This is a genomic window from Sporosalibacterium faouarense (assembly GCF_016765695.1).
Lineage (GTDB): Bacteria > Bacillota > Clostridia > Tissierellales > VENL01 > Sporosalibacterium > Sporosalibacterium faouarense.
This window is the reverse complement of the sequence record NZ_JAETGO010000049.1, coordinates 11,857-36,334: the sequence shown is the minus strand read 5'-3', so window position 1 is coordinate 36,334 and position 24,478 is coordinate 11,857. Positions and strand designations below refer to the sequence as shown.

Sequence of the window (24,478 nt, the reverse complement as noted above, 5' to 3'; positions counted from 1 at the left end):
TTGGATTGATGTCCTTGAGAATGGAACTACTGGTGAAACTGAAAGACAAAGAGGCTTTTAAGTCAAGAAAAAATATATAAATGGTAATAAATTAGGATTGACATTAATACTTATACCAAATAGAATTAAAAATAAGATAGTTAGACATAATTTGACATTAATTACATCTATATAATATAAAGGAGTGCCTTTTATGAATAACGGATTGTATTCATCTACAACAGCCCTATTATTGAATCAAAAAAGACTCGATGCTGTATCAAATAATATCGCTAATATTAATACTACTGGATATAAGAAAGACGTAGTAATATCCCAATCATTTCCTGAGGTTTTATTATCTAAAATTAATGATGGTTTATCTGGAAATAGAACAACACCTTTTAAAGGAGTAGAAGTTACACAAAATGGTGATGTATATTCTCTATCGATTAATTCAGGTTATTTTAAAATTGAAACCCCTGAAGGTATAAGTCATAATCGAGAAATGAACTTTGTAGTTGATGATGATGGATACTTAAGGACTTATTTCAAGGATAATAACGGCAAAATAAAAACACAGGGAGAAAACTATGTACTAGGACAAAATGGCAGGATAAGGGTTGAAGATAGTAATATTGAAATTACACAAGATGGTAGAGTAGTATCTAACGGACAAGTTATGGATAATCTTGTTAGCTTTCCTCTTCCAAATGTTATCGGTACTACCAGTGGCGGAGTTAGACTTGATAGAGTTGCAACTAATTTTATCCAAGGTGATTTAAGACAGACTGGAAATCAGCTTGATTTTGCCTTAAAAGGAGACGGATTTTTCAAAGTACATACTCCTCAAGGAGACATGTATACTAGAGACGGCTCATTCACATTAAATGAAAATGGTGAATTGATCACTACAGAAGGATATTTTGTATTAGGTCAATATGGATCTATTGTTGCTGAGGGCGACGATTTTACCATAAATGAAAAAGGACAAATTATTAATAACGGAGAGGCAATCGACTCTCTAGATATTGTTACTCTAGATAATATTGAAGACTTAAGAAAACAGGGAAATAACTTATATAAGCTAGAAGAAGGTGTAGAGCCTCAAGAATCGGAATTTAATGGACAAGTTATAAGGGGTTATTTAGAAGGTTCAAATGTAGATACCATTAAAGAAATGGTGAAAATGATCACACTTATGAGAAATTATGAATCAAATCAAAAAATCATTAGATCCCATGATGAAATGCTTGGAAAAGCTATAAATGAAATTGCAAAAATTTAAATACTAAAGAAAGAATAAATGCTGTCGATAATATAAGTGACTTGTATTAGAAGTATAAAGTTACTTAAACTTGAAAGGAGCAATTAAGATGATTCGTTCGCTATGGACTGCAGCAACAGGAATGAAGGGGCAACAATTAAATATAGATACTATTTCGAATAATTTAGCAAATGTAAATACTACAGGCTATAAGACTCAAAGACTTGAGTTTAAAGACCTTTTATATGAAACTATGAGAAAATCTAATCTCAATGATGAACAAGGTAGACCTGTAAATCTTGAAGTAGGTCATGGAGTTATGGCGTCAGCAACTACTAGAGATTTTAAGACTGGGAGTGTAATGGAAACACAAAATACTTTAGATTTAGCCTTAGACGGTCCAGGATTTTTCGCTGTGTTAATGCCTAATGGAGAAGCTCGATATACTAGAGATGGGAGCTTTAAGCTAAGTATAGATGGTGATGAAGCTTCATTGGTAACATCAGATGGACATTTTGTACTAGATGAAGACGATAATACTATAGTTATAGATCAAGAAATGAAGGATTTGTCAATAGATGAGCAAGGCTATATAACTGCCAAGGATGAAGATGATGAAACTGTCGAACTAGGAAGACTTAAAATAGTAGATTTCATGAACTCAGAAGGACTTCTTAGCGAAGGTAGAAACCTTTATAAAGCTACAGAGGCATCAGGAGAAGAGATAGCTATAGATGCCGACGAGATGGATAGTAGTATACTTCAAGGGTATCTAGAAATGTCTAATGTTCAGGTGGTAGATGAAATGATTAAAATGATTTCTGCTCAAAGGGCATACGAAACTAGCTCAAAAACTATACAAGCTGCTGATGAAATGCTTCAAGGGGCTAATAATTTGAAAAGATAGTAAGAAATTATAATATAAAATACCAGTAAGATTTCTAGTTGAATTATAATAATCATTACCTAGTGTTTTATAATTATAATACATAATCTGGGAAAAAGGTTAGGAAAACAAGAGAGGTGATTTCATGCCTGGAATTGGGAATGTAAATATAGGAAATATTGTAGATAAGACAAACGCTCAGTCCAATAAAAATAGCACAGAAAATCTTAAGAAGAAATTGGAGAATGCCAAGGAAGATAAGCATCTTATGAAGGCTTGTCAAGAGTTTGAATCAATCTTTGTTCATATGATGCTTAAGCAAATGCGAGCAACTGTGCCAGAAGGCGGTCTTGTTGAGAAGAGTCAAGGGGAAGAAATATTTGAAGATATGTATGACCAAGAAATAGCTAAGAATATCTCTCAAAGTCAGAATCAAGGCATTGGATTAGCAAAGATAATATATCAGCAAATGAAACAGAATAGAGGGAATCTTTAGAGAAGGAATAACCTTCTCTTTTTTGTTGCAATTATACACTTAATATTGTAATCATAATACTATATATAGTATACTGTACATGGTAGTAAAGGAGGAAAAAATCATGGAATTCACTGTAGTATTACAGCAAGTAACAGTATTATTCATATTGATAGTAATAGGTTTTGCACTAAAGAAGTTTAAAATTATAACTGATGAATTAGGAAAGGGACTTACTGGCTTAATAATATATGTTACTCTTCCTGCATTGTTAATAACGGCAATGAACTATGAATTTTCAAAGGAAATACTTGATAATAGTTTGAAAATTCTTTTATATGGTTCTTTTATGTATATATTTATGATATTGGTTTCGGTAATTTTTATGAAGTTATTTCACGCTGAGAATCCACAAAAAGGAGTATATCAATTTTTAGTTATATTTCCTAATGTAGGGTTTATGGGGTACCCTATATTATTATCTGTATTCGGTGAAATAGCCGTATTCTATGGAGCCATATCTAATCTTTTATTCAATATTTTGTTATGGACATTGGGGATAATATTTATAAGTCAAGAAAAAGATAAAAAGATAAATTTTAAAATGCTAATTAATCCAGGGATTATATCAGTATTAATTGGATTTAGTCTCTTTATATTTTCAATAGAACTTCCATATGTTATTTATAGACCGTTAGAGCTTATAGGGGATACTACAACACCTTTAGCTATGATGCTAGTTGGATCATTATTAGGAGATGCTAAATTTAAAGAAATGTTAGGAAATGCTAGATTGTTTATTATCTCTATTATTAGACTAATCTTAATTCCTTTATCCCTAATATTTATATTTAAATTTATGAATATACCAGAGATGATTTCCAGCATTCTTATCATATTAAGCAGTATGCCAGCAGCGGCTAATGCAGCAATATTTGCTAGAAAATATGATTCTGACTATAGGCTTGCATCACAGGGGATATTTTTGACAACACTATTAAGTATAGGAACTATACCTCTAATAATATATGCTATCACCAATCTTTAAAAGAATGATGTTAAATATTTTTAACTTTCAAAAAATGTAGAATAAGTACAAACTCTAATTATATGATATGATAAAGTTATAAAACAAATGGGGTGATGGTATGGAAGACAAAACCTTTGACCTACTAGAGAAAATATACTTAGAATTGCAAGGTACAAGAAAAGAACTTAAAAGTGAAATACAGCAGAATAGAGAGAAAATCGAGACGAATACTAAGGAAATCAAAGAAAATAGGAAAGCAATTGAAGCTAACACCGAAGCAATCAAAGAGAATAGAAAAGCAATTAAAGCTAATGCTGAAGGTATCAAAGCTAATGGCCAATCAATCAAGAGATTAGAAATAAAGATTGAAGAGGAAATAAGCGATAAAATCAGGGGATTATATGACAGTAAAGAGGTCACTAATGATAGACTGAATAACATAGAAAATAAAATTGATAAGTTGCAGATTGATGTGAATTATCTTGCTATAAAAACTATTTTAAATAATACAGGAATAATTGAAATTAGCAAAAAACTTGAAAACGTAGAATAAACAGAAAAAGATAAGGAGTTGATACATATGCTAAATAGCATGGAGATACAAAAGCTAATACCTCACAGATACCCATTCTTACTAGTGGATAAGATAATTGAAATAGAAGAAGGGAAGAAAGCTGTAGGGATTAAGAATGTAACAATAAATGAACCTTTCTTTCAAGGTCACTTTCCAGGAAATCCACTTATGCCAGGAGTGCTTATAGTCGAAGCAATGGCACAGGTAGGAGCAGTTACAGTAATGACTATGGAAGAGAATAAAGGTAAGCTAGGTGTGTTTACTGGAATTGATAAAGTGAGATTTAAGAAACAAGTCAGACCAGGAGATACCCTTAGAATGGAAGTTGAGCTTATTACTATGAGAAGAGGAATAGGAAAGGCCAGTGCAATTGCCTATGTAGATGGACAAGTAGCATGTAAAGGTACATTAATGTTTGGGTTAGTTGATCAAGAATAGAATATAAAAACGCAAAATATTATTAAAGCTTATAATAATAAAGAAAAGGTAATAGTTAGAAAATACTGATTTTCTAGCTATTACCTTTTTATATTTATAAAAGCAAAGGATAAGAGAATAGTAATATAACTTTTTTAAAGGCATAGACATATTAAGAATAAAACTTGTACAAAGGGAGGAATAGTATGGTGAAATAACAAAGGATTTTAAGAAATTTCACTAATGATAAATAATAAAATAAAAAAGTAAACTTACTAAAAAAAGAATATCTTAGAGAAACAGATTCACGGATAAAGCAAGGAAAACTAAAAAGGTACTTACGAATAAAATTTACTTTAATCAGTTTTATAATGAAAGATAGGAGGGTTAAAATTGAATAGAAAAATATCCAAAGGGTTAAATCTGTTATTAGTTATAACAATGATTTTAACTAATTTAATTGGATTAAGTATACCAGATAGAGTAAATGCGGCAAGTGCCACAGATTTATTTTTCTCAGAGTATATAGAAGGTAGTAGTAACAATAAAGGTATAGAAATATTTAATGGTACAGGCAGTGATGTTGATTTATCTCAATATACTGTAGAGCTTTACAGTAATGGCAATACCTCGGCAGGTAGTACTACGACTTTAGATGGTAGTCTTGAAAGTGGTAATGTTTACATTATTGTAAATAGCTCTGCTAACGATGAAATGAAGAGTATATCAAATGCAACTAGTGGAGTTGCAAACTTTAATGGAGATGACACATTAATACTTAAAAATAATGGACAAATTATAGATGTGTTTGGTCAAGTTGGAGTAGACCCGGGTGACGGGTGGGGAACTAACGAGGAAGCAAAAGACCACACATTAGTTCGAAAGAGTAGTGTAGTATCAGGAGATACTGACTCTAGTAATCCATTCGACCCGACAGCTGAATGGGATGTTTATCCTAAGGATACCTTCACATACTTAGGTAGTCATACTATGGATGGATTTGGTGACGAAGAGCCAGTACCAGAGAAAGTTGAAAATGTTACTGCATCACCTATGGCTGGACAAGTACAAAAAGGAACAGAGATTATGTTATCCACTGATACGGAGGATGCTACAGTATATTATGCGGTATATGCAGATGGTAATAATGATGTATCCTATGAAGTATTTAACGACAACAGCCCTATAGCAGTTAATGAGCCTTTGACTATAAAAACCTATGCTAGTAAGGATGGCTTAGAAGATAGTGACATTTCAGAATTTGAGTATAGCTTAATAGAAGAAATGACCATAATTCAGGCTAGACAGGAACCTTCTAATACCATAGTTACAGTTGAAGGGATAATAACCTCGGCCAGTGGCAATGTATATATCCAAGACGAAACAGCAGGGATTAATTTATACAACCAATCAGATGATATAGAGATAGCAGAAGGTGATTTAGTAAAGGTAACAGGTACAGTTACAGAATATAATGGATTACTTGAGCTAAAAAATTATACAGTAGAAAAGATATCCTCAGCAAATCCTTTACCCGAACCACAAGAAATAACGATAGATCAAATAGGTGAAGAATATGAGGGTGAACTAGTAAAAGTGTCAAATGTGACAATAGGGGCAATAAACACATCCGGCAACACATCTCTTAGTGATGATCTCGGTAATAGTGTGAACGTATACAGGATACCAGAATTAACAGATATAACTGAGGGAGATAAAGTAGATGTGGTAGCTATAGTATCTCAGTTTAATGACTATCAGCTATATGTAAGAAAAGCTGATGATGTTACAAAAACTGACTTAGGACCAGATACAGAAGCACCAGTTATTACTCATATAGCAGTAACAGAAGGGAATATAGGTCAAGACCTTGAAATTAAAGCATCAGTTACAGATGATAGGCAAGTTTCAAATGTTAAGCTCTATTACAAAGTAACAGGAACTACAGAATATGAAACTATAGATATGAATCTATCCGATGGAGAATATAGTGCAATGATATCAAAAGATCAACTATCCACAGATGGTATAGCATATTATATCGAAGCTACTGATGGAACTAATACCATAACATCTCCAGAGGACACTAACACTCCTTATGAAGTAACAATAACAGATGATGATATTTCAGGTCCTGAGATTACGACTGTAATACCATCTGATGATGAAGTTTTACTTGATACTGAAACTAAACCAGGTATAAGGGCAGAGTTTAATGACCTATCTGGAATAGATACTGATACGGTTAAGATATTATTGGATGGAATAGATGTAACCACGGGAGCCACTGTAAAAGAAGACAGTGTATCCTATTATCCTGAGCAAGATCTAGAATTAGGAGCCCATGAAGTAACAGTAGAAGTAAGTGATACTGTAGGAAATGACACCTCATTCACATGGACATTTAACATAGGTGAAGAAGAATATAACTTCTATTATGGACAGCTTCATAGCCATACAAATGTATCCGATGGTCAAGGTAGTTTAGATGATGCTTATTCTTGGGCAAGGGATGAAGGGCAAGCAGATTTCTTTGCAGTAACAGATCACTCTAACTGGTTTGATAATGAATCTGATAGAGCTAATGAAAACATCACAAATGTGAGTCAGTCTACCAGTGACGAATGGAAGGAAATGCATACAGTTGCAGATTCCTATAATTCAGATGGAGAATTCGTGGCTTTAGCAGGCTTTGAAATGACTTGGAGCGGAAGTACAGGTGGATGGGGTCATATCAATACCTTTAATACACCTTGGTTCTCATCAAGAACTAATAGTAATATGGATTTGCCTGCATATTATGAGCATATTGCTGCAGACACTGATTCATTATCACAACTAAATCACCCAGGAAAAACCTTTGGTGATTTTGCTGATTTTAGTTTTTACAGTGAATCAGCAGACAATGTTGTACACCTTATAGAAGTAGGAAATGGTGAAGGACCTATCAGAGGAAGTGGATACTTCCCAAGTTACGATTATTATACTAGAGCACTAGACAAAGGATGGCATTTAGGACCATCTAACAACCAAGATAATCATAAAGGACAATGGATAACCTCAAATGATGCTAGAACAGTAGTACTTGCGCCTGAATTAACTAGGTCAAATATCTACGATGGCATTCGTAACCTAAGGTTCTACGCAACGGAGGATAAGAATCTTGAGATTATATATAAGGTGAATGGTAATATTATGGGAACTACTTTAGATGATCCAGAATCACTAGATATATCTATAGAAATTAATGACCCAGATGAAACAGATGAAATAGGCAAAGTTTCAATTATATCAAATGGTGGAGTAGAAGTGGCTTCAAAGACTTTTGAAAATAATGAAGCTATTTGGGAGCTTGAGCTAGACCCACAATACAGCTACTACTACGTTAGAGTGGACCAAGGAGATAAAGATATAGCAGTAACAGCTCCAGTCTGGACCGATGAAGTAACACCAGTTGGTATATCAAAAGTAGAAGTATCCCAAGACCCACAAATAGTAAATAAGCCAATTGAAATTAATGCAACAGTATATAACAATGGTCCAAATATGATAAATGATATTAAGGTTGAATTCTATAAAGATTCAATTGAAACAGATAATAAAATAGGAGAATCCACAGTCGGAACTATTACATCGGGCTCTACAGGATTAGCAACGATGGAATGGACCTCTGATGAGGTAGGAGAGTATAATATTTATGCTCAGACAACTATAAATATTGATGGAGTTGATAAGGTATTCCACAGTAGTACATCTGTTACATATGCCGATCCTGAAGATGTAACTAAGATAGTTTTAGATACAGGACATTACAATGCATATATAAGTGGGTACTATGCAGGGAAATATGAAACATTAAAAGATATATTTAAAGAAAATAAATTTATGTTAGTCGAAAATAAAGATGAGCTTACATCGGAAGATTTAGAGAATGCACAATTATTAATTATAACAGACCCACAAAGTACTGATGACCCAGACTATGACTTAACTAAATCTTTATATACCGATTCAGAAGTAGCAGCTATAAAGGAATACACTGATAATGGCGGACCATTAATCGTTGCTTCTAGGGCTGACTATAAGGATGGAACAGGAGAATATAGCAATGGAGTTCAGCTAAATAAGATATTAGAAGCTGTAGGAACTAACCTAAGGGTTAATGATGACGAAGTAGTAGACGACACTACCAATGGTGGTCAACCATATAGATTATACTTTGATAAATATGAATCTACAAAGTATAACTTGGCTGAAAATGTACCTGAAGGCACAACGTATAGCTTCTATAGCGGATGTTCTGTCATCACAAAGGATGGAGGAAGCGATGAAGCTATAGATTGGCTAGTAAAAGGACATGAAACTACTGAAACCTTAGATTCAGATTATCAAGGAGATAACGTACCAGTTACTATGGGAGATGTAAAAGTAATTGGTGCTGAAGAGTTATCAAATGGAGCTAGAATCATAGTAGCTGGAAGCATTTTCTTCTCAGACTTTGAAACAGCATCATCCGATGATATGTATTCAAATAGACAGATTACTGAAAATATAATAAATTGGATGGTTCAGCCAAAAGAAGTTGAGTTAAAGACTATAGCAAAAGTAAGAGAAGATAAAGACAACGATGGTATTCCAGACCATTTAGGTGAAAAATTTAGTATTATAGGTAGAGTAACTGCCCAATCTGAAGCTGTTACTCCAAAAAATTCATTCTTTGAAGTAATTTATGTTCAAGATGAAACTGGTGGTATAACGGTATTTGGTGTATCAGCCACTCCACTACCCCTTGGAACTAAGGTTAGGATAACAGGAGTTGTTGATCAATATGATGGTGACGCCGAACTTTCAGTAGAAAATGAAAATAATGATGTTGTTATTCTAGATGATGAAATAACATTAGTAGATCCTAAGACTATGACTACGGGAGATAGTATGCTCGAGGAAAATGAAGGTTGGCTTGTTAAGGTTCAAGGAACTGTAACTAGGATGACCGAAAATTCATTGTATCTAGATGATGGCTCTGGTGAAGCAAGGGTTTACGTAAATGGATATATCGGAGATGGAACAGGTAATTCTGAAACTCTTGGTAAATGGGATCCATCAATAGAGGTAGGAGACAATGTAAGTGCAATAGGATTGGCATCTCAAGACCCAGAAGGCCATAGAATTAGAGTAAGAAATACTACTGAAATAGTTAAACTAGAGGAAGTTGATTATCCAGTTGAAATTCCATCAGTTAATACTTCTGACATAAACGGTAATCTTACTGAAAATTTCGAAGAAGAAGATGTGGTTATGGTAAATACAGAGCTTACTAATATAATAGATGAAGCTATTTCAGGTACAGTTATTATTAAGTTAGTTGATTCTGAAGATAGAACCTATGCAATTGGATTTGTAAATGGGGTAGACCTTGATGCTGAAGAAGTAAGGTCCTTATCCTTAGGATTTAAGGTTAATGGTGTAAGTAAAGGAACCCATACTGCCAAGGTATATTTATGGAGTGACTTAACCGATAGAACTCCTCTATCAGAAGTTGGAACCTTTGAATTTACAGTAGAATAAGGTGAAAAGGGCTTGTCCCTTTTCACTAAACTATTATACTAAATAGATGGATAGGAGGAGGAGAAATGAAGAAGATACTAGCTTATTTATTATTAACAGTAATGATTCTAAGTGCTGGAGTTCCAACCTTTGCAGATGGAAATCATACCATGGAATTTAGTTTAGACAAAACAGACTATAGCATTGATGAATATATAATGGGAACAGGGACTGTATATTTCAATGGTTCACCCCTTTCAAACTCACCGGTGACTATGGTTGTAAGAAATGATAGTGGAAAAGCAATATATGATATTGAACAATACAAAACTAATAGTGAAGGGGAATTCAGTATCAAATTTAGAATGTCAGAATCAGCAAAAGATGGAACATACTATATTGAACTTAAATCCTATGAGGCAGAAAAGACAGTAAATTTTAGCGTAAGTGAAGATAATACAAATAAAGTTCATACTATGGAATTTAACTTAACTAAAGAAGATTATGACATTGATGAGTATATAACAGGAACAGGAAGAATATATCTTGATGAAAATCCGCTTTCAAATGCACCAGTAACTATGGTTGTAAAAAATGACGACGGTAAGGCAATATACGATATTGAACAATATACAACCAATAGTGAAGGGAGATTTAATGTTAAGTTTAGACTGTCTGAAACCGCTAAGACTGGAACATATCATATAGAGCTTAAATGCTATGAAGCAGAGAAGATAGTAGACTTTAATATAAGGAATGAAGATATAAACATTGAGCTAGAAAGTCTATCAATCACAGCTAATAAGAATAAAATAAAGGTAAATAACACTATACAGTTAACAGTTGACGGTAAGATGAGTGATGGTTCTGATGCATCAAATCAAGAGCTATCAAATATTATATGGTCAAGTTCAGATGACAGTATAGCAACAGTTAGTAGTTCTGGATTGGTAACTGGTAAAGGAAAAGGAAGTGTAGTAATAACTGCAAGTATTGGAGACATAAGTGGAACATTTAATGTAACTGTTGAAAAACGTTCTACTGGAGGACATACACCAAGTCCAACAGATCCAAAAGATTCTAACTCTGATAAATCCCAAGAACCTGAAGAATCAAATCAGGAGGAAGAAAAAGTAGTTACCCAACAGGGGACAGCAACAATAACTACTGACTCACAAGGCAATATAACTACAAACTTTGTTGTAGACAATAATGGAGTTATGGATCAAATACAAGATAATAGCAATGGAAAAGTAACAATTGATGCATCAACGGACTCAAACTCTAGTCAAACATCGGTGAATATGAGCTCAAAGCTTTTAAAATTAGGAAGTGAAAATAATACAGCATTAGAAATAAAAGTCGACGATGTAAGTATAGTAATAGAGCCAGATTCATTAAAAGCTCAGCAAGAATCACAATTATCATTTAATATTAAGAAGTTAAGTGAAGATGAAAAAGAAAATATTATATCTCAGCTAGGAGATGATTTTCATCCTGCAGCATATATATTTGACTTTAGTATTACCAGTATATTAGGAGAGACTACTCAAAATGTAGAAGTTAATAAACCACTTACAATCACAATGGAGTACGATCCAAGTAAAGTAATAGATCCACAGAGATTAGGAATCTACTACTATAATGAGGCGTTACAGATTTGGGAGTATATAGGTGGTAGGGTGACTAAAGATGGAGAGATAGAGTTTATTGTAGACCATTTCAGCAAATATACTGCAATTGAATATAGAAGAACGTTCAATGACATAGCAGATATATCTTGGGCTCAAAGACAAATAGAAGTCCTGTCAGCAAGACATATAATTAATGGAATAGACGAAGAAAGTTATGCTCCAAGAGCTAATATTACAAGAGCAGCCTTTGCTAAGCTTATAGTAGAAGCATTAGATTTAGAGATGGATGATAACAGTGTAAACTTTAGCGACGTTAACCAGGGAGACTGGTATCAAGAGCCAGTTGAAATAGCTGCTAGTTTAGGAATAGTAACAGGACATGACGGTAAATTCAATCCAAATGGAGAAATAACCAGAGAGCAAATGGCTGTAATGTTGATTAGAGCACTAAAATATGTAAAGCCAGAAGAAATATATACAGTAAAAGATTTAGGCTTTAATGATAAAGATGAAATTTCAGACTGGGCTAAGGAAGAAGTAACCTTAGCTGCAAATAAGGGGCTAATCAAAGGCCTAGGAGATGGAACATTCGGACCTCAAGAAAAAGCAACTAGAGCCCAATCAGCAGTAGTTATATATAGGCTACTAGATTTACTTGATGAAATATAAGATACTAATTAAAATAACCTGGAGATAGTTCTCCAGGTTATTTTTTAGAGAATTTTATATGTCAATCATTTAACTTAGTAAATTAAATAATATAGTTTAAATAAATTCATATAAGATTTCATCCGAGTTGCAATTTTATCATTTTATTACTAGAAATATTAATCTAATCTATTCTTTGATAACACTGAAGATATTAGTGCAGTAAATGGTACTGTCAATACTATGCCAATACTTCCAGCCAAGCCTTGAATAAGCTCTGTACCTACTAAATCTAAGTTGATTAATTGATTATAAGGCATTTGATAGGCTACAATAAGTATCATAACATTTAGAGAACCCCCTGCAAAGGCTAATATTAAAGTATTAGACATTGTTCCCATCACATCTCGACCTACATTCATACCAGAAGTAAATAGCTCTTTGCTACTTAGCTTAGGATTATTATTATGCACTTCAAATATAGATGATGCTATTGACATAGCCACATCCATAACAGCTCCTAGACTAGCAATCAAGATTCCTGCAAACATAAGACCCTTAACCTTTAATCCCACATCTCCAGCCAAATATATCAATTCCTCAGCTTCTTCCATAGTGACTCCAGAAAGATGGGCTAGATTACCTGCTATATAGGATATAATACCAGCTATAATAATACCCACTATTGTCCCCAATATTGCAGCAAGTGACTTTCTAGTGCATCCAGCTATAAGGGGTAAAGTTATCATAGTTGCCACACTTACTGTTATGATAGCTATAGGAACGGGGTCATATCCCCTAAAAATCATAGGAAGCATAAAAAAAACTACTACAATAGACGTAAACACCAATGAGATAATAGACTTTACTCCTTCTTTTCTTCCAAATAAGATTAATACAATAAAGAATAAAGCTATTAATGAAAAAATGATAATTTCTCTGCTGTAATTAAACACAATCACATTTTGTAGTATATCGTCTTTAACAAATAATCGAACTATTATAGTCATATTTTCTTTAGTACGGACATTATATAATCTACTTAATGAATTTCTAATATTAAAAACTTCTCCTTCGTGCTCCCCTGATAGAATTTTAACCTTAATATCCTGATAACCTAAATAGGAATTAGGCAATACATTATCTTCTTCTGTTTTATCTTGATTAATTTGCAATACTTTAGCTTTTTCAAACTCATAATTGCCATTATTTTTTTCCTTGAATAAATTTGAAGAAGTAATAGATGCAATTGATAAAATAATGGCCAATAAAACTATGATAATAGTATCTTTTTTCATAAGGACCTCCTTTGTTAAAATGCTTGTCCCAATAACAGTTTATATATTATATTTTTAAAATGTATTTTTTATGACCCTCTTTTTTAAAAAAATTAAATAGTTTTAGTACCCTAGACAGGTTTAAATTTAAGGCAATTTTTGGTATACTTAATTAGTATAATAATTAGTGCATCATATATAAAGTTGATATAGAATATATATAAAATATATTAATGTAAACAAACTTGAGAATATGACAAAATGTGACAAAATTAGATATTTTTTAGCGAAGGAATTTATGTTAGAATGTAGAAGTGGAGTTATATTAGGAGTTCTCATATAAATTAGGAGGAGAGAAAGAGATGGAGCAAATAAATCAGAGAGATTATGATGAAATAAGTTTAAGAGAGTTAATTGAAACCTTACTTGATGGATGGAAAATGATCGCAATAATAACCGTTATATGTGTACTAGCTTCGGCTGTTTTTAGTTTTTTTATAATAGAGCCAAAATATGAAGCTAAAACAACAATGATGGCTTCTTTAGCAACCGATAAATTATCTAATATGGATATCCAATCTGAAAACATAGATGGGATTTTAAATTCATTTTCATCATATCCAATAATGACTCTTCAAACCTATAAGGAGCAGATAAAAAATTCACAGATACTGTTAAAAACCATTGAGGAGCTAAATTTAGCTGAAAAAGATATAACAGTAGATAGCCTAGCTAATATGATAAGTCTACAAACTATAGCAGATACAAATTTGATAATCGTTAAGGCTAGTCATACAGATCCAGAATTGGCAGCAAAAATCGCTAATACAGTGACTGAGAACTTCACATACTTTATAACTGACTTAGCTAAGAATAAAGCTTCACAGAATTCAAGCTTTATAAATTCTCAGCTTGAGGTGGAAAAGACTAAGTTGGATGAAGCTTTATTAGAGTTAAAAGAGTTTTTAGCTCAGCCTAGAGGAGTAGATGAGCTTAGAGCAGAAGTGGGTTCAAAACTAAGTGAACTAAATAGCTATAAAGATAGATTGTCAAGAGAAGAGATAGATTATAAAGATGAACTTTTAGATAAAGAAATGGAAGAAAATAAAATATCAGCAGAATTACAAAGTGCTAGGGTTCAATTAAGTAATACGCCGGAAAAGCTTACCACCGAGAAGTCAATTACAGATGATTCAACTCTTTCTGATATAGTGAAGGAAGAGACAAACTCATCTACAAAGGATATATCAGATATAAAAATGGAAAGTGAAGAAATAAACCCTACTTACTTAACTCTTAAAGAGAAAGTAGATCAATATGAAATAGATTCTGCAAGGGTAAAGCAAGAAAAAGAAAATATAGAATTTAGTTATAATAGGACAAAGGAAAATCTAGAAGATAAGATCAATGATGTTAAGAAAGAGTTAGAAAGTCTTCAAGTAGAATTAGCAGATAAAGAGCATAATGAAAAGTTAATTCAAAGAAAGGTAAATCTATCTCAAAGCACCTATGATTCATTCTTAGATAAATATGAAGCTACTAGAATAGCAGAAGCCACAGAGGTAGGAGAGTCGAGTATAACTATAGTTTCTAAATCCATAGTTCCTAAAAATCCAGTAAGTCCAAACAAGGTGCTTAATCTAGCAATAGGAGGAGTTCTTGGAGTAATGCTAGGAGTATTTATAGCTTTCTTTAGACATTATTGGAAGACCTCAGCTGAAGCTTAATACAAATAAGGGGATAAAAGTATATTAAACATATAAGTTAGGAGGCCAATAATGCCTACAAAAGTTGCAAAATATAATAAAAAAACTTTATTATCTGTTGAAAATATTGTTTTAGTACTATTCTGTATATTATTAGCATACCCACCGTTCTTTAGAGGTATGTACTTTGAAAAAGAACTAATGCCTACCCATGTATTATCATTTGCCTTAGCATTAATTTGGATAGGCTCTAAATATAAGAAAAGGGAGTACAAGCTAATACAGTCACCTATAGATATAACTGCTATAGGTATTGTATTTATGTACTTTATATCAATATTCTATGCAGTAGACACTAGACTAGCAATAGGAGAAATGCTTAAGTATGCAAATTACTTCTTTATTTTTCTATTAGCTAGGGATTTATCAACTGATGAAAAAAATAAAAAGTGGATGTTCAATACATTAATTATCAGTGCAGTTGGAGTTTCAATAGTTGGAATCGGGTCATATATTGGAACATGGAGCTACAATGGTGCCGTAATGGGAGATAGGATAGCATCTACATTTCAGTATCCTAATACTCTGGCATCTTTTCTAGGAGCCATATTTATAATTGCTACTGGTCTTTTTATAACAGAAGAAAATAAAGAAAATAAAATTCTATATGGAGCCAGCTCAAGCTTGCTTCTATTTACATTTATACTTACATACTCTAGGGGAATGTGGCTAATATTACCATTTGTTTTATTACTATATATTATTGCTATACCAAATAAAAAGAAATTAGAGTTAATAATATTTTTATTCTTTAACTCTATAATAAGCATTGGTTTTGCAATGGTGTTCGGTCAATTAGCTGATAGTAATAGTTTTATACAATGGATAATGTCTATTTTACCTGCAATAATCATGGGTGTAATATCATATTTTATAGTGTTAATTAATCCTAAAATTAATAAGATTAAAATCAGTACAAATAAAGTACTGATATTTATATTAGTAATAGTTATTATCTGTGGTAGTGGAATATTATATGCTTTTAATCAAATTGAACCATTGACACTAAGCAATAATTCGACTAAGGATAATTGGATAACTATATATAGGAATGTTGGTAATATAGAAGAAAATAGAGAATATACATTATCAGTAAATTATAGTGGTGAAAATAGTAAGGAACAGCCCTATATAGGAAGAGTTAGAGTATATAGTTTAGATGATAAAGGGAATTTAGAACAATTAAAAACAGAACAAATAAATAAATCAGATGAGAATCAATTACAATTGGAATTTGTAACTACAGAAAAAACCAATAGTATAAGAGTATATTTTGACAACTATTACTCAGGAACATCTATAACATATGATAATGCAACGGTTATTGATACTCAAAGGGATTCTATAATTGATGAGATTAAACTAAAATACAAATATATTCCAGAATCTATTATAACTAGAATTAATAGTATTAACATAAATGATAATAGTGCTCAGGGAAGATTAACTTTCTATAGAGATGGATTAAAAGTTATAAAGGATTATTTCCTTTTAGGAACTGGCGGTGGAGGCTGGAGCAGACTATATACTTCATATCAATCATATGGATATACAAGTACTCAGGCTCATAACTACTTCTTACAGGTTTGGATAGAAGTAGGCATTGTTGGATTGCTTATATTATTAGCTATGATTTGTTTGTTAGTTTATTACACATATAAAAAATGGCATAGCTTAAAAGATGAAAAAAGTAAAATAAGTATAGTGACAATATTTATTACAGTTGTTTTAATACTAGGTCATGCTTTTATGGACTTTGATTTATCCCTTTCAGCACTAACATTTATCTTGTGGGGACTAATGGGTATTTTAGCAGGATATATAGAAGTGAAGGAAGACAAAAAGGATGGAAGTAAGGTAATAAAGGTTATTAGTATGATTGTATTGGTATTACTATTAATCAATTCATCTTCTTTAGTGATAGGAAATGCTTTAGCTCAGAAGGCAGTTAAAACTAGTGAGGAAAATAATATAGAGGAAGCTATAGAATATTTTGATAAAGCAATACTCTTTGACCCATATAAGACGGAATATAGGGCAGACTTTGCTACACTAGGAAAGAATATGTATCAACAGACTAAAGATAAAAAATATATCAATGATGCTTTTAGAGAAATGGATAAGGCACAAGAGCTTGGGAAATATAATCCCAATATAAAAGCTGTAGGAGCTTCATTTTATTTAAATATAGGATATATAGATAGAGCTTTAAGTTTAGTAGATGAAACTGTTGAAATTCAACCTATGATTGTGGAGAATTATCTTCAAAAGAGTAATGCATATCTAAGTGCTTTTAAGTATTATTTAAATCAAAAAAATGATAAAGATAAGGCCAGAGAGATTATTAATGAAGCATATAAGGTTAAAGAGGAAATAAAGGAAATAAATAGTAAGGCAATTGAACCACTTAGATATAACGAAGATTTATTATACAAGTTAGGATATATTCAATTCTATAAGGAGAATTTGGATAGTAGTGAATATATGATTGACAATAACTATGCTTTGAACTTTGCATATTATTTTGATTTGGATATAGATGGTGATGGGAAAATTGATATGCTTAGGGAATGGAATAGTGATGGAGGACAGATTAAGCATAAGCAAATGGAGCAAGATGAAAGTGACTATATAAGAATAACTAATGAGGGAGAAAGGTATGGGATGATTTATCCTTATGGGTTAAAGCTTGAACCTAATACTAATTACTCATTATTTATTAAGGTAAAAGGAACAATTAAAAAAGATAGCTGTGAGATTGGTATAACTGATAACAATGCTGAAAGAACATGGCAAGCAAGGTTGAAAGAGATAAATGTTGACAATGAATGGACACTGTTAAAATTAGATTTTAAAACTGATTCAGATATTGCTCCAGGAAGTCAATACTTAAGATTACAACATAATGGTAATGACGATGGTTATATTGATATAGAGGAAGCAATAGTTTTTAAGGAAGCAAAATAAGATTAAAAATGGAATGAGGTTGGAGGTAATGAGTAAACGCATATATTTAGCATCACCCCATATGAGTGATGAAGGCTATGAGATGGAATATGTACAGGAAGCTTTTGATACAAATTGGATTGCTCCTCTTGGGGAAAATGTAAATGAGTTTGAAAATGAATTGGCTACTAAGGTAGGTTCTAAAGCTGCAGCTGCTCTCTCATCAGGAACTAGCGCTATTCATTTAGCGCTTAAAGCTGCAGGAGTAGGTGAAGGAGATATCGTACTTTGTCCAACCCTTACTTTTTCTGCTACAGCCAATCCAATCATATATCAGAACGCTACTCCTGTCTTTATCGACAGTGATTATGAAACATGGAATATGGATCCTAAAGAATTAGAGGTAGCCTTTAGGAAGTACGGTGATAAGGTAAAAGTTGTTTTAATTGTACATTTATATGGCTTGTCTGCTGATATGGATAGGATTATGGATATTTGCAGTAGACATAAGGTTACAGTCATTGAGGATGCAGCTGAGTCTTTAGGGGCTTATTATAAAGGAAAGCACACCGGAACCTTTGGTAAATTTGGAGTGTTCAGTTTTAATGGCAATAAGATTATCACAACATCAGGTGGAGGTATGCTTGTTTCTGATGATGAAGAGAGGATTAAGAAAGTTAGGTTTTGGTCCACACAATCAAGAGATGCAGCGAGGCACTACCAGCATAGTGAATTAGGGTTTAATTACCGTATGAGCAATGTTGTTGCTGGCATTGGAAGAGGGCAACTTAAGGTGTTAGATCAGAGGGTTATTAAAAAGAAATATATTTTTGAATTTTATAAGAGAGAACTTGGACAACTTGAAGGTGTAAACTTCATGCCAATCAATGACTGGAATGATCCAAATTATTGGCTAAGTGTAATAACATTGAGGGGTAGAGTTAGACCTTTAGATGTTATGGAAGCTTTAGAAGCTGAGAATATTGAATCGAGACCTGTGTGGAAGCCAATGCACATGCAGCCATTCTTTGCTGAGTATGATTATGTTGGTGGAGTTGTGAGTGAAAAGATTTTTGAGAATGGTGTGTGTTTGCCAAGTGATACAAAGATGACAGATGAAGATCTTGAGAGAATTTGTAGGATTATAAAGAGACTATAGTCTAAATAAGAAGCAGGTGATAATAGATGCAGAGTGAAGTTAAAACAGATGATGAAGTAAGACAGAATAAAAGTATATATAGAAGGTTTCTTAAAAGACCAATGGATTTCGTTTTGTCTTTGATGGCAATTATCGTTTTAAGTCCTGTGCTTATAATGATCGCGATTCTTGTTAGGCTCAAGCTTGGTAGTCCAGTCTTATTTAAGCAGAAAAGACCTGGGCTTAATGAGAAGCTTTTCACCATGTATAAGTTTAGAACAATGACGGATGGGAAGAATGAGAAGGGTGAGCTGCTTCCAGACTCGGTGAGACTTACTAAGTTTGGTAGGATGCTAAGGTCCACATCATTAGATGAACTACCAGAGCTATTTAACATTCTAAAGGGGAATATGAGTATTGTTGGGCCAAGACCTTTACTCATTCAATACTTGGATCTATACAATGAGCATCAAAAGAGAAGACATAAAGTGAGACCTGGTCTTTCAGGGCATGCTCAGGTCAATGGGCGTAATGCCATCAGTTGGGAAGATAAGTTTAATCTTGATGTTGATTACGTAAATAATGTTAGTTTTATAGGTGATTGGAAGATTATCTTTCTTACTGTAAAGAAGGTATTTATTAAGGAAGGCATCAGTTCAGATACATCAGTTACGATGGAACCGTTTAGAGGAAGTAAGGCAGACAGTTAAAAGAAATGGAATCATACATTTATTATTTGGGAGAGGAGAGTACTGTTCATGAAAGACAAATTGATTATTATTGGTGCCAGTGGACAAGGAAAGGTTGTCGCTGACATCGCAATAAAAATGAATAGGTGGCAAAGCATTGCATTCCTCGATGATCACGAGTCTATTAAGACATCTATGGGGTTAGAAGTCATAGGTAGGACTGCTGATGCTTTTACATATAAAAGTGAAGCTGATTTCTTTGTGGCTATTGGAAACAATGCGACGAGAGAGAAGATTCAAGAGAAGTTAATAAAGGGCGGATTAAATATAGTTAGTTTAGTTCATCCAAGTGCAGTTTTAGGGACTGATGTTGAAATTGGTATTGGAACTGTTGTAATGGCAGGAGTAGTAATCAACAGTTCAAGCCGAATCGGCAAAGGATGTATTATCAATACAAGTGCTAGTTTAGATCACGATAATACTATAGAAGATTATGTTCACATATCCCCTAGTACTAGCTTAGCTGGGACTATAAGAGTTGAAAAGGGAACCTGGATAGGAATAGGCAGTATTGTGAGCAATAACGTAAACATTTGCAGTCGTTGCAAAGTAGGTGCAGGGGCTGTTGTGGTTAAGGATATTAGTGTGCCTGGGACATATATTGGAGTTCCGGCTAGGAGAGTAGATAGATGAGACAGAATATTTGGATATGGAATCATTATGCGACAAATATGTTTTTTGATCTTGCTGGAAGACATTATTGGTTTGCAGAAAATCTTATAAAAGAAGGGTATAAGCCTACAATCTTTTGTGCTTCTACAAATCATTTTTCAGATAATCATATTGATACTAATAGAAAACAGTATTCTACAGATTCTGTGAATGATATTCCTTTTGTTTTTGTTAATACACCTAAGTATAAAGGTAATGGAAAAAAAAGAATAGTTAATATGGTTTCATTTTATAGAAGACTTTTTAAGTCTGCGAAGAGGTATGCAGAATTAAATGGAAAACCTGATGTGATTTTAGCTTCAAGTGTACATCCATTAACGTTAGTTGCAGGCATAAGGTGTGCAAAAGAACTCAGTGTACCTTGTATTTGTGAAGTTAGGGACTTATGGCCGGAGAGTATCGTAGCTTATGGTTCATTAAAGAAAAATAGTGTGGTTGCTAAGTTATTATACCAAGGCGAGAAATGGATTTATAAGAAAGCAAATTCAATTGTTATGACTTGGGAAGGTGGAAGTCAATATATAATAGATCAAGGTTGGGATAAACAGATTAATTTAAACAAAGTAAAACACATAAGTAACGGAGTAATAATCAATTCTTTTGATAAGAATTCTAAAGAATACAAAGTTGACGATTTAGACTTGAAGGATAAGAACTATAAAAACTTAGTCTACGCAGGTTCCATTAGAAAAGTAAATAATCTAGGGCTTTTATTAGACGCCGCGAAAATAATTCAAGAGAAAGATCAACAGGTTAGGTTTTTAATTTATGGGTCTGGTGATGAAAAAGAAATGTTAGAAAAGAAATGTAAAAAAGAGAAGATAAACAATGTGATTTTTAAAGGTAGGGTTGAGAAGAAGATGATTCCCTCAATTCTAAAAAGATCTTATGCAAATGTCCTACATAACTCAAGCACTTCACTTGATAAATATGGACAAAGTCAGAATAAGTTTTTTGAATATTTAGCTGCTGGTAGATGTGTAATACAAACTTATACGACAGGATATAGCATACTGGAAAAGAACAATTGCGGAGTTAGTGCTACCAAGCAAAGTCCTGAAGAGGTAGCGAGAGTAATAATCAAAGCATGTAGTGATGACCAAAAAGTAGAACAGATGGGGCAAAATGCAAGAAAGGCAGCTTATAATTTTGATTTTAAAAAGTTAACCAAAGAATTAATTCAAGTTATTGAGGAACATGACTAAAGAATAAGCTTATAGATTTGAGGTAGAGAAATGAAAGTAATTCATATAAATTCAGATTATGGTAATACAATTTATAAGAATTTGGCTGACAAATTATTTGAACTAGGAGTAGAACAACGAGTCTTTAAATTTGTTAGACCCAACAATTCATTTGCTTGTAAATATGATGATTATGTTGATGTCAGCCTAAATTATAATAATATTGACCGCTATTTTTTCCATATAAAACATAATAAGGTAGTTAAAGACTTTTTAAAATATTTATCAGATAAAGATGTAAATATCTTGCATGCACATACTCTTTTTTCAAATGGTTATATAGCTTATCAAACATATCTAAGAAAAAAAATTCCATACATTGTAACTGTCAGAAATACTGATATAAATGTATTTTTTAGATTTATGGTTCATCTTAGGAAGATTGGAATTAAAATACTTTTAAGTGCAGAGAAAGTTATTTTTATATCTCCAGCGCATAAAGAAACGCTTTTTAATAAATATATTCCGGATAAATATGCAGAAACCATTTTGAACAAAACTAGTATCATTCCGAATGGAATTGATGATTATTATTTTGAAAATAGAAGTAATCCAAAAGAAATTGATAAAAAAAATGAACTAGTATTATTGACAACTGCTTGGATAAACAACAACAAAAACCAGATAAATGTTTGTAAAGCGATTCAAATTTTAAATTTAAAAGGATTCAATATTAAATATAGGATTGTTGGTGGTGTAGAAAAGCAGAACACTTACAAAAAATTATTAGGAGAACTCCAAAGTTATTCGTTTGTTGAATTAGTACCAAGAAAGAATAAAGAAGAATTAATTCATGAATATCGGCAAGCAGATATTTTTGCAATGGTGTCACATAAAGAGACATTTGGGTTATCGTATATTGAGGCATTGTTGCAGTGTACTCCAATTGTATATACGAAAAATCAAGGTGTAGATGGTTATTTTAAAGATGGAGACGTTGGTTACGCTGCACAGTCAAATTATATAGAAGATATTGCTAAAAAAATTGAAATGGTTATCGATAGTTATAACCGATTATCAATAAATTCAGTAGATGAAGTAGACAAATTTAAGTGGACATCAATCTCCTTACAATATAAAAAAATATATAATTCGATTGAGAGTAGGTGGTTTTAATTAAGCGTATTGCATTTGTAATTACTGGCATACATCATATTAGTGGCATTGCGTCTGCAACTGCTCTAATAGCTAATGAATTAGCAAAAACAAAAGAATTTGATATTACATTAATTACTCTGACAGATCGATCAAATACTGAATTTGTTAACGTTAACGAAAATGTCAAAGTCATCAAAATTTTTGATAAGAAAGTTAACTTGAAATTAAGGTTATTTGAGATTATCTATAGACTTAACCGAATCTTCAATGATAACAAATTTGATATAGTTATAGCACCGGCATTGATTTTCTATATTTTGCATTTTGCATCTGGGGAAAATAGGAAGTCCAAGCTTATTGCGTGGGACCATGCTAGTATTCCATTAAAAAAAGATATTTTTTCTTTGAAGTATGTAATTAGAAAAATAGCAGCAGAGAAATCAGATGCAATGGTCGTAATTACTAAAAAGGCTAAGAGTGTTTACTTACAACAGTATAAGAAATTAAAGAAAATAGTACAAATTTATAATACAATTGATGAACTAACTAATGGAGAGAATAACTACAATTCAAATTCAAAAAAAATACTATCTGCTGGTGCTTTAGAGAACATCAAAGGGTTTGATTTGGCCATTGATGTTGCTCGCATTGCATTAAGTGATCATCCAGATTGGCAATGGCATATATATGGTGAAGGGAAGGAAAGAGAGAATCTCCAAGAATTAATAATAAAGTACAGATTAGAAAATCAGGTTAAATTGATGGGATATACTAATAAATTGAAGGATGTCTATAAAAATTATAGCTTTTATGTTTTAACATCTAGAAGTGAATCTTTTGGGATGGTAATCCTTGAAGCACAGAAAAGTAACCTTCCAGTAATTGCTTTCGATTGCCCTTACGGTCCAAATGAACTTATAGAAAATGAGATGAATGGATTTATAATAAAGTCTTATGATGTTGAGAAAATGGCAGATAGAATTATTGAGATGATTAGAAATCCTAATCTACGTATGAATATGTCTAGTAAATCTATGATCTTATCAGGAAATATGAAGAAAGATAATATAGTCTCACAATGGAAATCTTTATTAAGTGATTTTTAAAAACAATATAATAAAAGGAAGGTTT

General features: G+C 32.4%; 17 protein-coding genes. 16 read left to right on the top strand and 1 reads right to left on the bottom strand.

What is annotated here, in order from left to right; all coding sequences use genetic code 11:
• Nucleotides 1-193 precede the first annotated feature (193 nt).
• The 8 genes from JMO20_RS10635 to JMO20_RS10600 all read left to right on the top strand — a co-directional run bounded on the left by JMO20_RS10635 (nt 194) and on the right by JMO20_RS10600 (nt 12,478).
• Nucleotides 194-1,267, top strand: coding sequence for a flagellar hook-basal body protein (locus tag JMO20_RS10635; protein ID WP_202709647.1), 1,074 nt, complete (start codon nt 194-196; stop codon nt 1,265-1,267).
• 88 nt (nt 1,268-1,355) lie between these two features.
• A complete protein-coding gene (flgG, locus tag JMO20_RS10630) occupies nt 1,356-2,153 on the top strand; it encodes a flagellar basal-body rod protein FlgG (RefSeq protein WP_202709646.1) in 798 nt (265 codons plus the stop codon).
• 124 nt (nt 2,154-2,277) lie between these two features.
• Nucleotides 2,278-2,628 carry a rod-binding protein gene (locus JMO20_RS10625; RefSeq protein WP_202709645.1) on the top strand — a complete coding sequence of 117 codons (351 nt, stop codon included), beginning with the start codon at nt 2,278-2,280 and terminating at the stop codon, nt 2,626-2,628.
• A 103-nt stretch (nt 2,629-2,731) separates the two neighbouring features.
• Nucleotides 2,732-3,655: an AEC family transporter gene (locus JMO20_RS10620; protein WP_202709644.1), complete on the top strand. Its 924-nt coding sequence runs from the start codon at nt 2,732-2,734 to the stop codon at nt 3,653-3,655.
• Nucleotides 3,656-3,755: 100 nt separating this feature from the next.
• Complete coding sequence (locus JMO20_RS10615) at nt 3,756-4,190, top strand: hypothetical protein (RefSeq protein WP_202709643.1); 435 nt, start codon at nt 3,756-3,758, stop codon at nt 4,188-4,190.
• 27 nt (nt 4,191-4,217) lie between these two features.
• The gene (gene fabZ, locus JMO20_RS10610; RefSeq protein ID WP_202709642.1) at nt 4,218-4,649 is read left to right on the top strand and encodes a 3-hydroxyacyl-ACP dehydratase FabZ; all 432 of its coding nucleotides are present in this window, start codon (nt 4,218-4,220) and stop codon (nt 4,647-4,649) included.
• A 372-nt stretch (nt 4,650-5,021) separates the two neighbouring features.
• Entirely contained in the window at nt 5,022-10,196 is a 5,175-nt protein-coding gene (locus JMO20_RS10605) for a CehA/McbA family metallohydrolase (RefSeq protein ID WP_202709641.1), read from the top strand.
• Nucleotides 10,197-10,261: 65 nt separating this feature from the next.
• Entirely contained in the window at nt 10,262-12,478 is a 2,217-nt protein-coding gene (locus JMO20_RS10600; RefSeq protein WP_202709640.1) for an S-layer homology domain-containing protein, read from the top strand.
• Nucleotides 12,479-12,636: 158 nt separating this feature from the next.
• On the opposite strand, the gene JMO20_RS10595 is transcribed toward JMO20_RS10600, so the two are convergent.
• Complete coding sequence (locus JMO20_RS10595) at nt 12,637-13,755, bottom strand: YibE/F family protein (protein WP_202709639.1); 1,119 nt, start codon at nt 13,753-13,755, stop codon at nt 12,637-12,639.
• A 341-nt stretch (nt 13,756-14,096) separates the two neighbouring features.
• Between JMO20_RS10595 and JMO20_RS10590 the strand changes: the two genes are divergently transcribed.
• From JMO20_RS10590 to JMO20_RS10555, 8 genes are read left to right on the top strand one after another with little or no spacing between them, the layout of a single operon-like run.
• Nucleotides 14,097-15,461, top strand: coding sequence for a GumC family protein (locus JMO20_RS10590; RefSeq protein WP_202709638.1), 1,365 nt, complete (start codon nt 14,097-14,099; stop codon nt 15,459-15,461).
• 51 nt (nt 15,462-15,512) lie between these two features.
• On the top strand, nt 15,513-18,467 hold the full coding sequence (locus JMO20_RS10585) for an O-antigen ligase family protein (protein WP_202709637.1): 2,955 nt from the start codon (nt 15,513-15,515) through the stop codon (nt 18,465-18,467).
• A gap of 28 nt (nt 18,468-18,495) precedes the next feature.
• Nucleotides 18,496-19,605, top strand: a complete 1,110-nt coding sequence (locus JMO20_RS10580; RefSeq protein ID WP_202709636.1) for a DegT/DnrJ/EryC1/StrS family aminotransferase — start codon at nt 18,496-18,498, stop codon at nt 19,603-19,605.
• Nucleotides 19,606-19,631: 26 nt separating this feature from the next.
• A complete protein-coding gene (locus tag JMO20_RS10575; RefSeq protein WP_207753486.1) occupies nt 19,632-20,294 on the top strand; it encodes a sugar transferase in 663 nt (220 codons plus the stop codon).
• A 48-nt stretch (nt 20,295-20,342) separates the two neighbouring features.
• Nucleotides 20,343-20,966 (top strand): acetyltransferase, encoded by a 624-nt coding sequence (locus JMO20_RS10570; protein ID WP_202709635.1) that lies wholly within the window; start codon nt 20,343-20,345, stop codon nt 20,964-20,966.
• On the top strand, nt 20,963-22,210 hold the full coding sequence (locus JMO20_RS10565) for a glycosyltransferase family 4 protein (protein WP_202709634.1): 1,248 nt from the start codon (nt 20,963-20,965) through the stop codon (nt 22,208-22,210). The genes JMO20_RS10570 and JMO20_RS10565 overlap by 4 nt, the downstream gene beginning before the upstream one ends.
• Nucleotides 22,211-22,240: 30 nt before the next feature.
• On the top strand, nt 22,241-23,365 hold the full coding sequence (locus tag JMO20_RS10560; RefSeq protein ID WP_202709633.1) for a glycosyltransferase family 4 protein: 1,125 nt from the start codon (nt 22,241-22,243) through the stop codon (nt 23,363-23,365).
• Nucleotides 23,356-24,453, top strand: a complete 1,098-nt coding sequence (locus JMO20_RS10555; protein ID WP_202709632.1) for a glycosyltransferase — start codon at nt 23,356-23,358, stop codon at nt 24,451-24,453. The genes JMO20_RS10560 and JMO20_RS10555 overlap by 10 nt, the downstream gene beginning before the upstream one ends.
• The last annotated feature ends 25 nt before the right edge of the window (nt 24,454-24,478 follow it).

What these genes read in the sequence shown, in the direction of transcription:
- JMO20_RS10635 (WP_202709647.1), top strand. Translation starts at nt 194, where the DNA reads ATGAATAACGGATTGTATTCATCTACAACAGCCCTATTATTGAATCAA.
- flgG (WP_202709646.1), top strand. Translation starts at nt 1,356, where the DNA reads ATGATTCGTTCGCTATGGACTGCAGCAACAGGAATGAAGGGGCAACAA.
- JMO20_RS10625 (WP_202709645.1), top strand. Translation starts at nt 2,278, where the DNA reads ATGCCTGGAATTGGGAATGTAAATATAGGAAATATTGTAGATAAGACA.
- JMO20_RS10620 (WP_202709644.1), top strand. Translation starts at nt 2,732, where the DNA reads ATGGAATTCACTGTAGTATTACAGCAAGTAACAGTATTATTCATATTG.
- JMO20_RS10615 (WP_202709643.1), top strand. Translation starts at nt 3,756, where the DNA reads ATGGAAGACAAAACCTTTGACCTACTAGAGAAAATATACTTAGAATTG.
- fabZ (WP_202709642.1), top strand. Translation starts at nt 4,218, where the DNA reads ATGCTAAATAGCATGGAGATACAAAAGCTAATACCTCACAGATACCCA.
- JMO20_RS10600 (WP_202709640.1), top strand. Translation starts at nt 10,262, where the DNA reads ATGAAGAAGATACTAGCTTATTTATTATTAACAGTAATGATTCTAAGT.
- JMO20_RS10595 (WP_202709639.1), bottom strand. Translation starts at nt 13,755, where the DNA reads ATGAAAAAAGATACTATTATCATAGTTTTATTGGCCATTATTTTATCA.
- JMO20_RS10590 (WP_202709638.1), top strand. Translation starts at nt 14,097, where the DNA reads ATGGAGCAAATAAATCAGAGAGATTATGATGAAATAAGTTTAAGAGAG.
- JMO20_RS10585 (WP_202709637.1), top strand. Translation starts at nt 15,513, where the DNA reads ATGCCTACAAAAGTTGCAAAATATAATAAAAAAACTTTATTATCTGTT.
- JMO20_RS10580 (WP_202709636.1), top strand. Translation starts at nt 18,496, where the DNA reads ATGAGTAAACGCATATATTTAGCATCACCCCATATGAGTGATGAAGGC.
- JMO20_RS10575 (WP_207753486.1), top strand. Translation starts at nt 19,632, where the DNA reads ATGCAGAGTGAAGTTAAAACAGATGATGAAGTAAGACAGAATAAAAGT.
- JMO20_RS10570 (WP_202709635.1), top strand. Translation starts at nt 20,343, where the DNA reads ATGAAAGACAAATTGATTATTATTGGTGCCAGTGGACAAGGAAAGGTT.
- JMO20_RS10565 (WP_202709634.1), top strand. Translation starts at nt 20,963, where the DNA reads ATGAGACAGAATATTTGGATATGGAATCATTATGCGACAAATATGTTT.
- JMO20_RS10560 (WP_202709633.1), top strand. Translation starts at nt 22,241, where the DNA reads ATGAAAGTAATTCATATAAATTCAGATTATGGTAATACAATTTATAAG.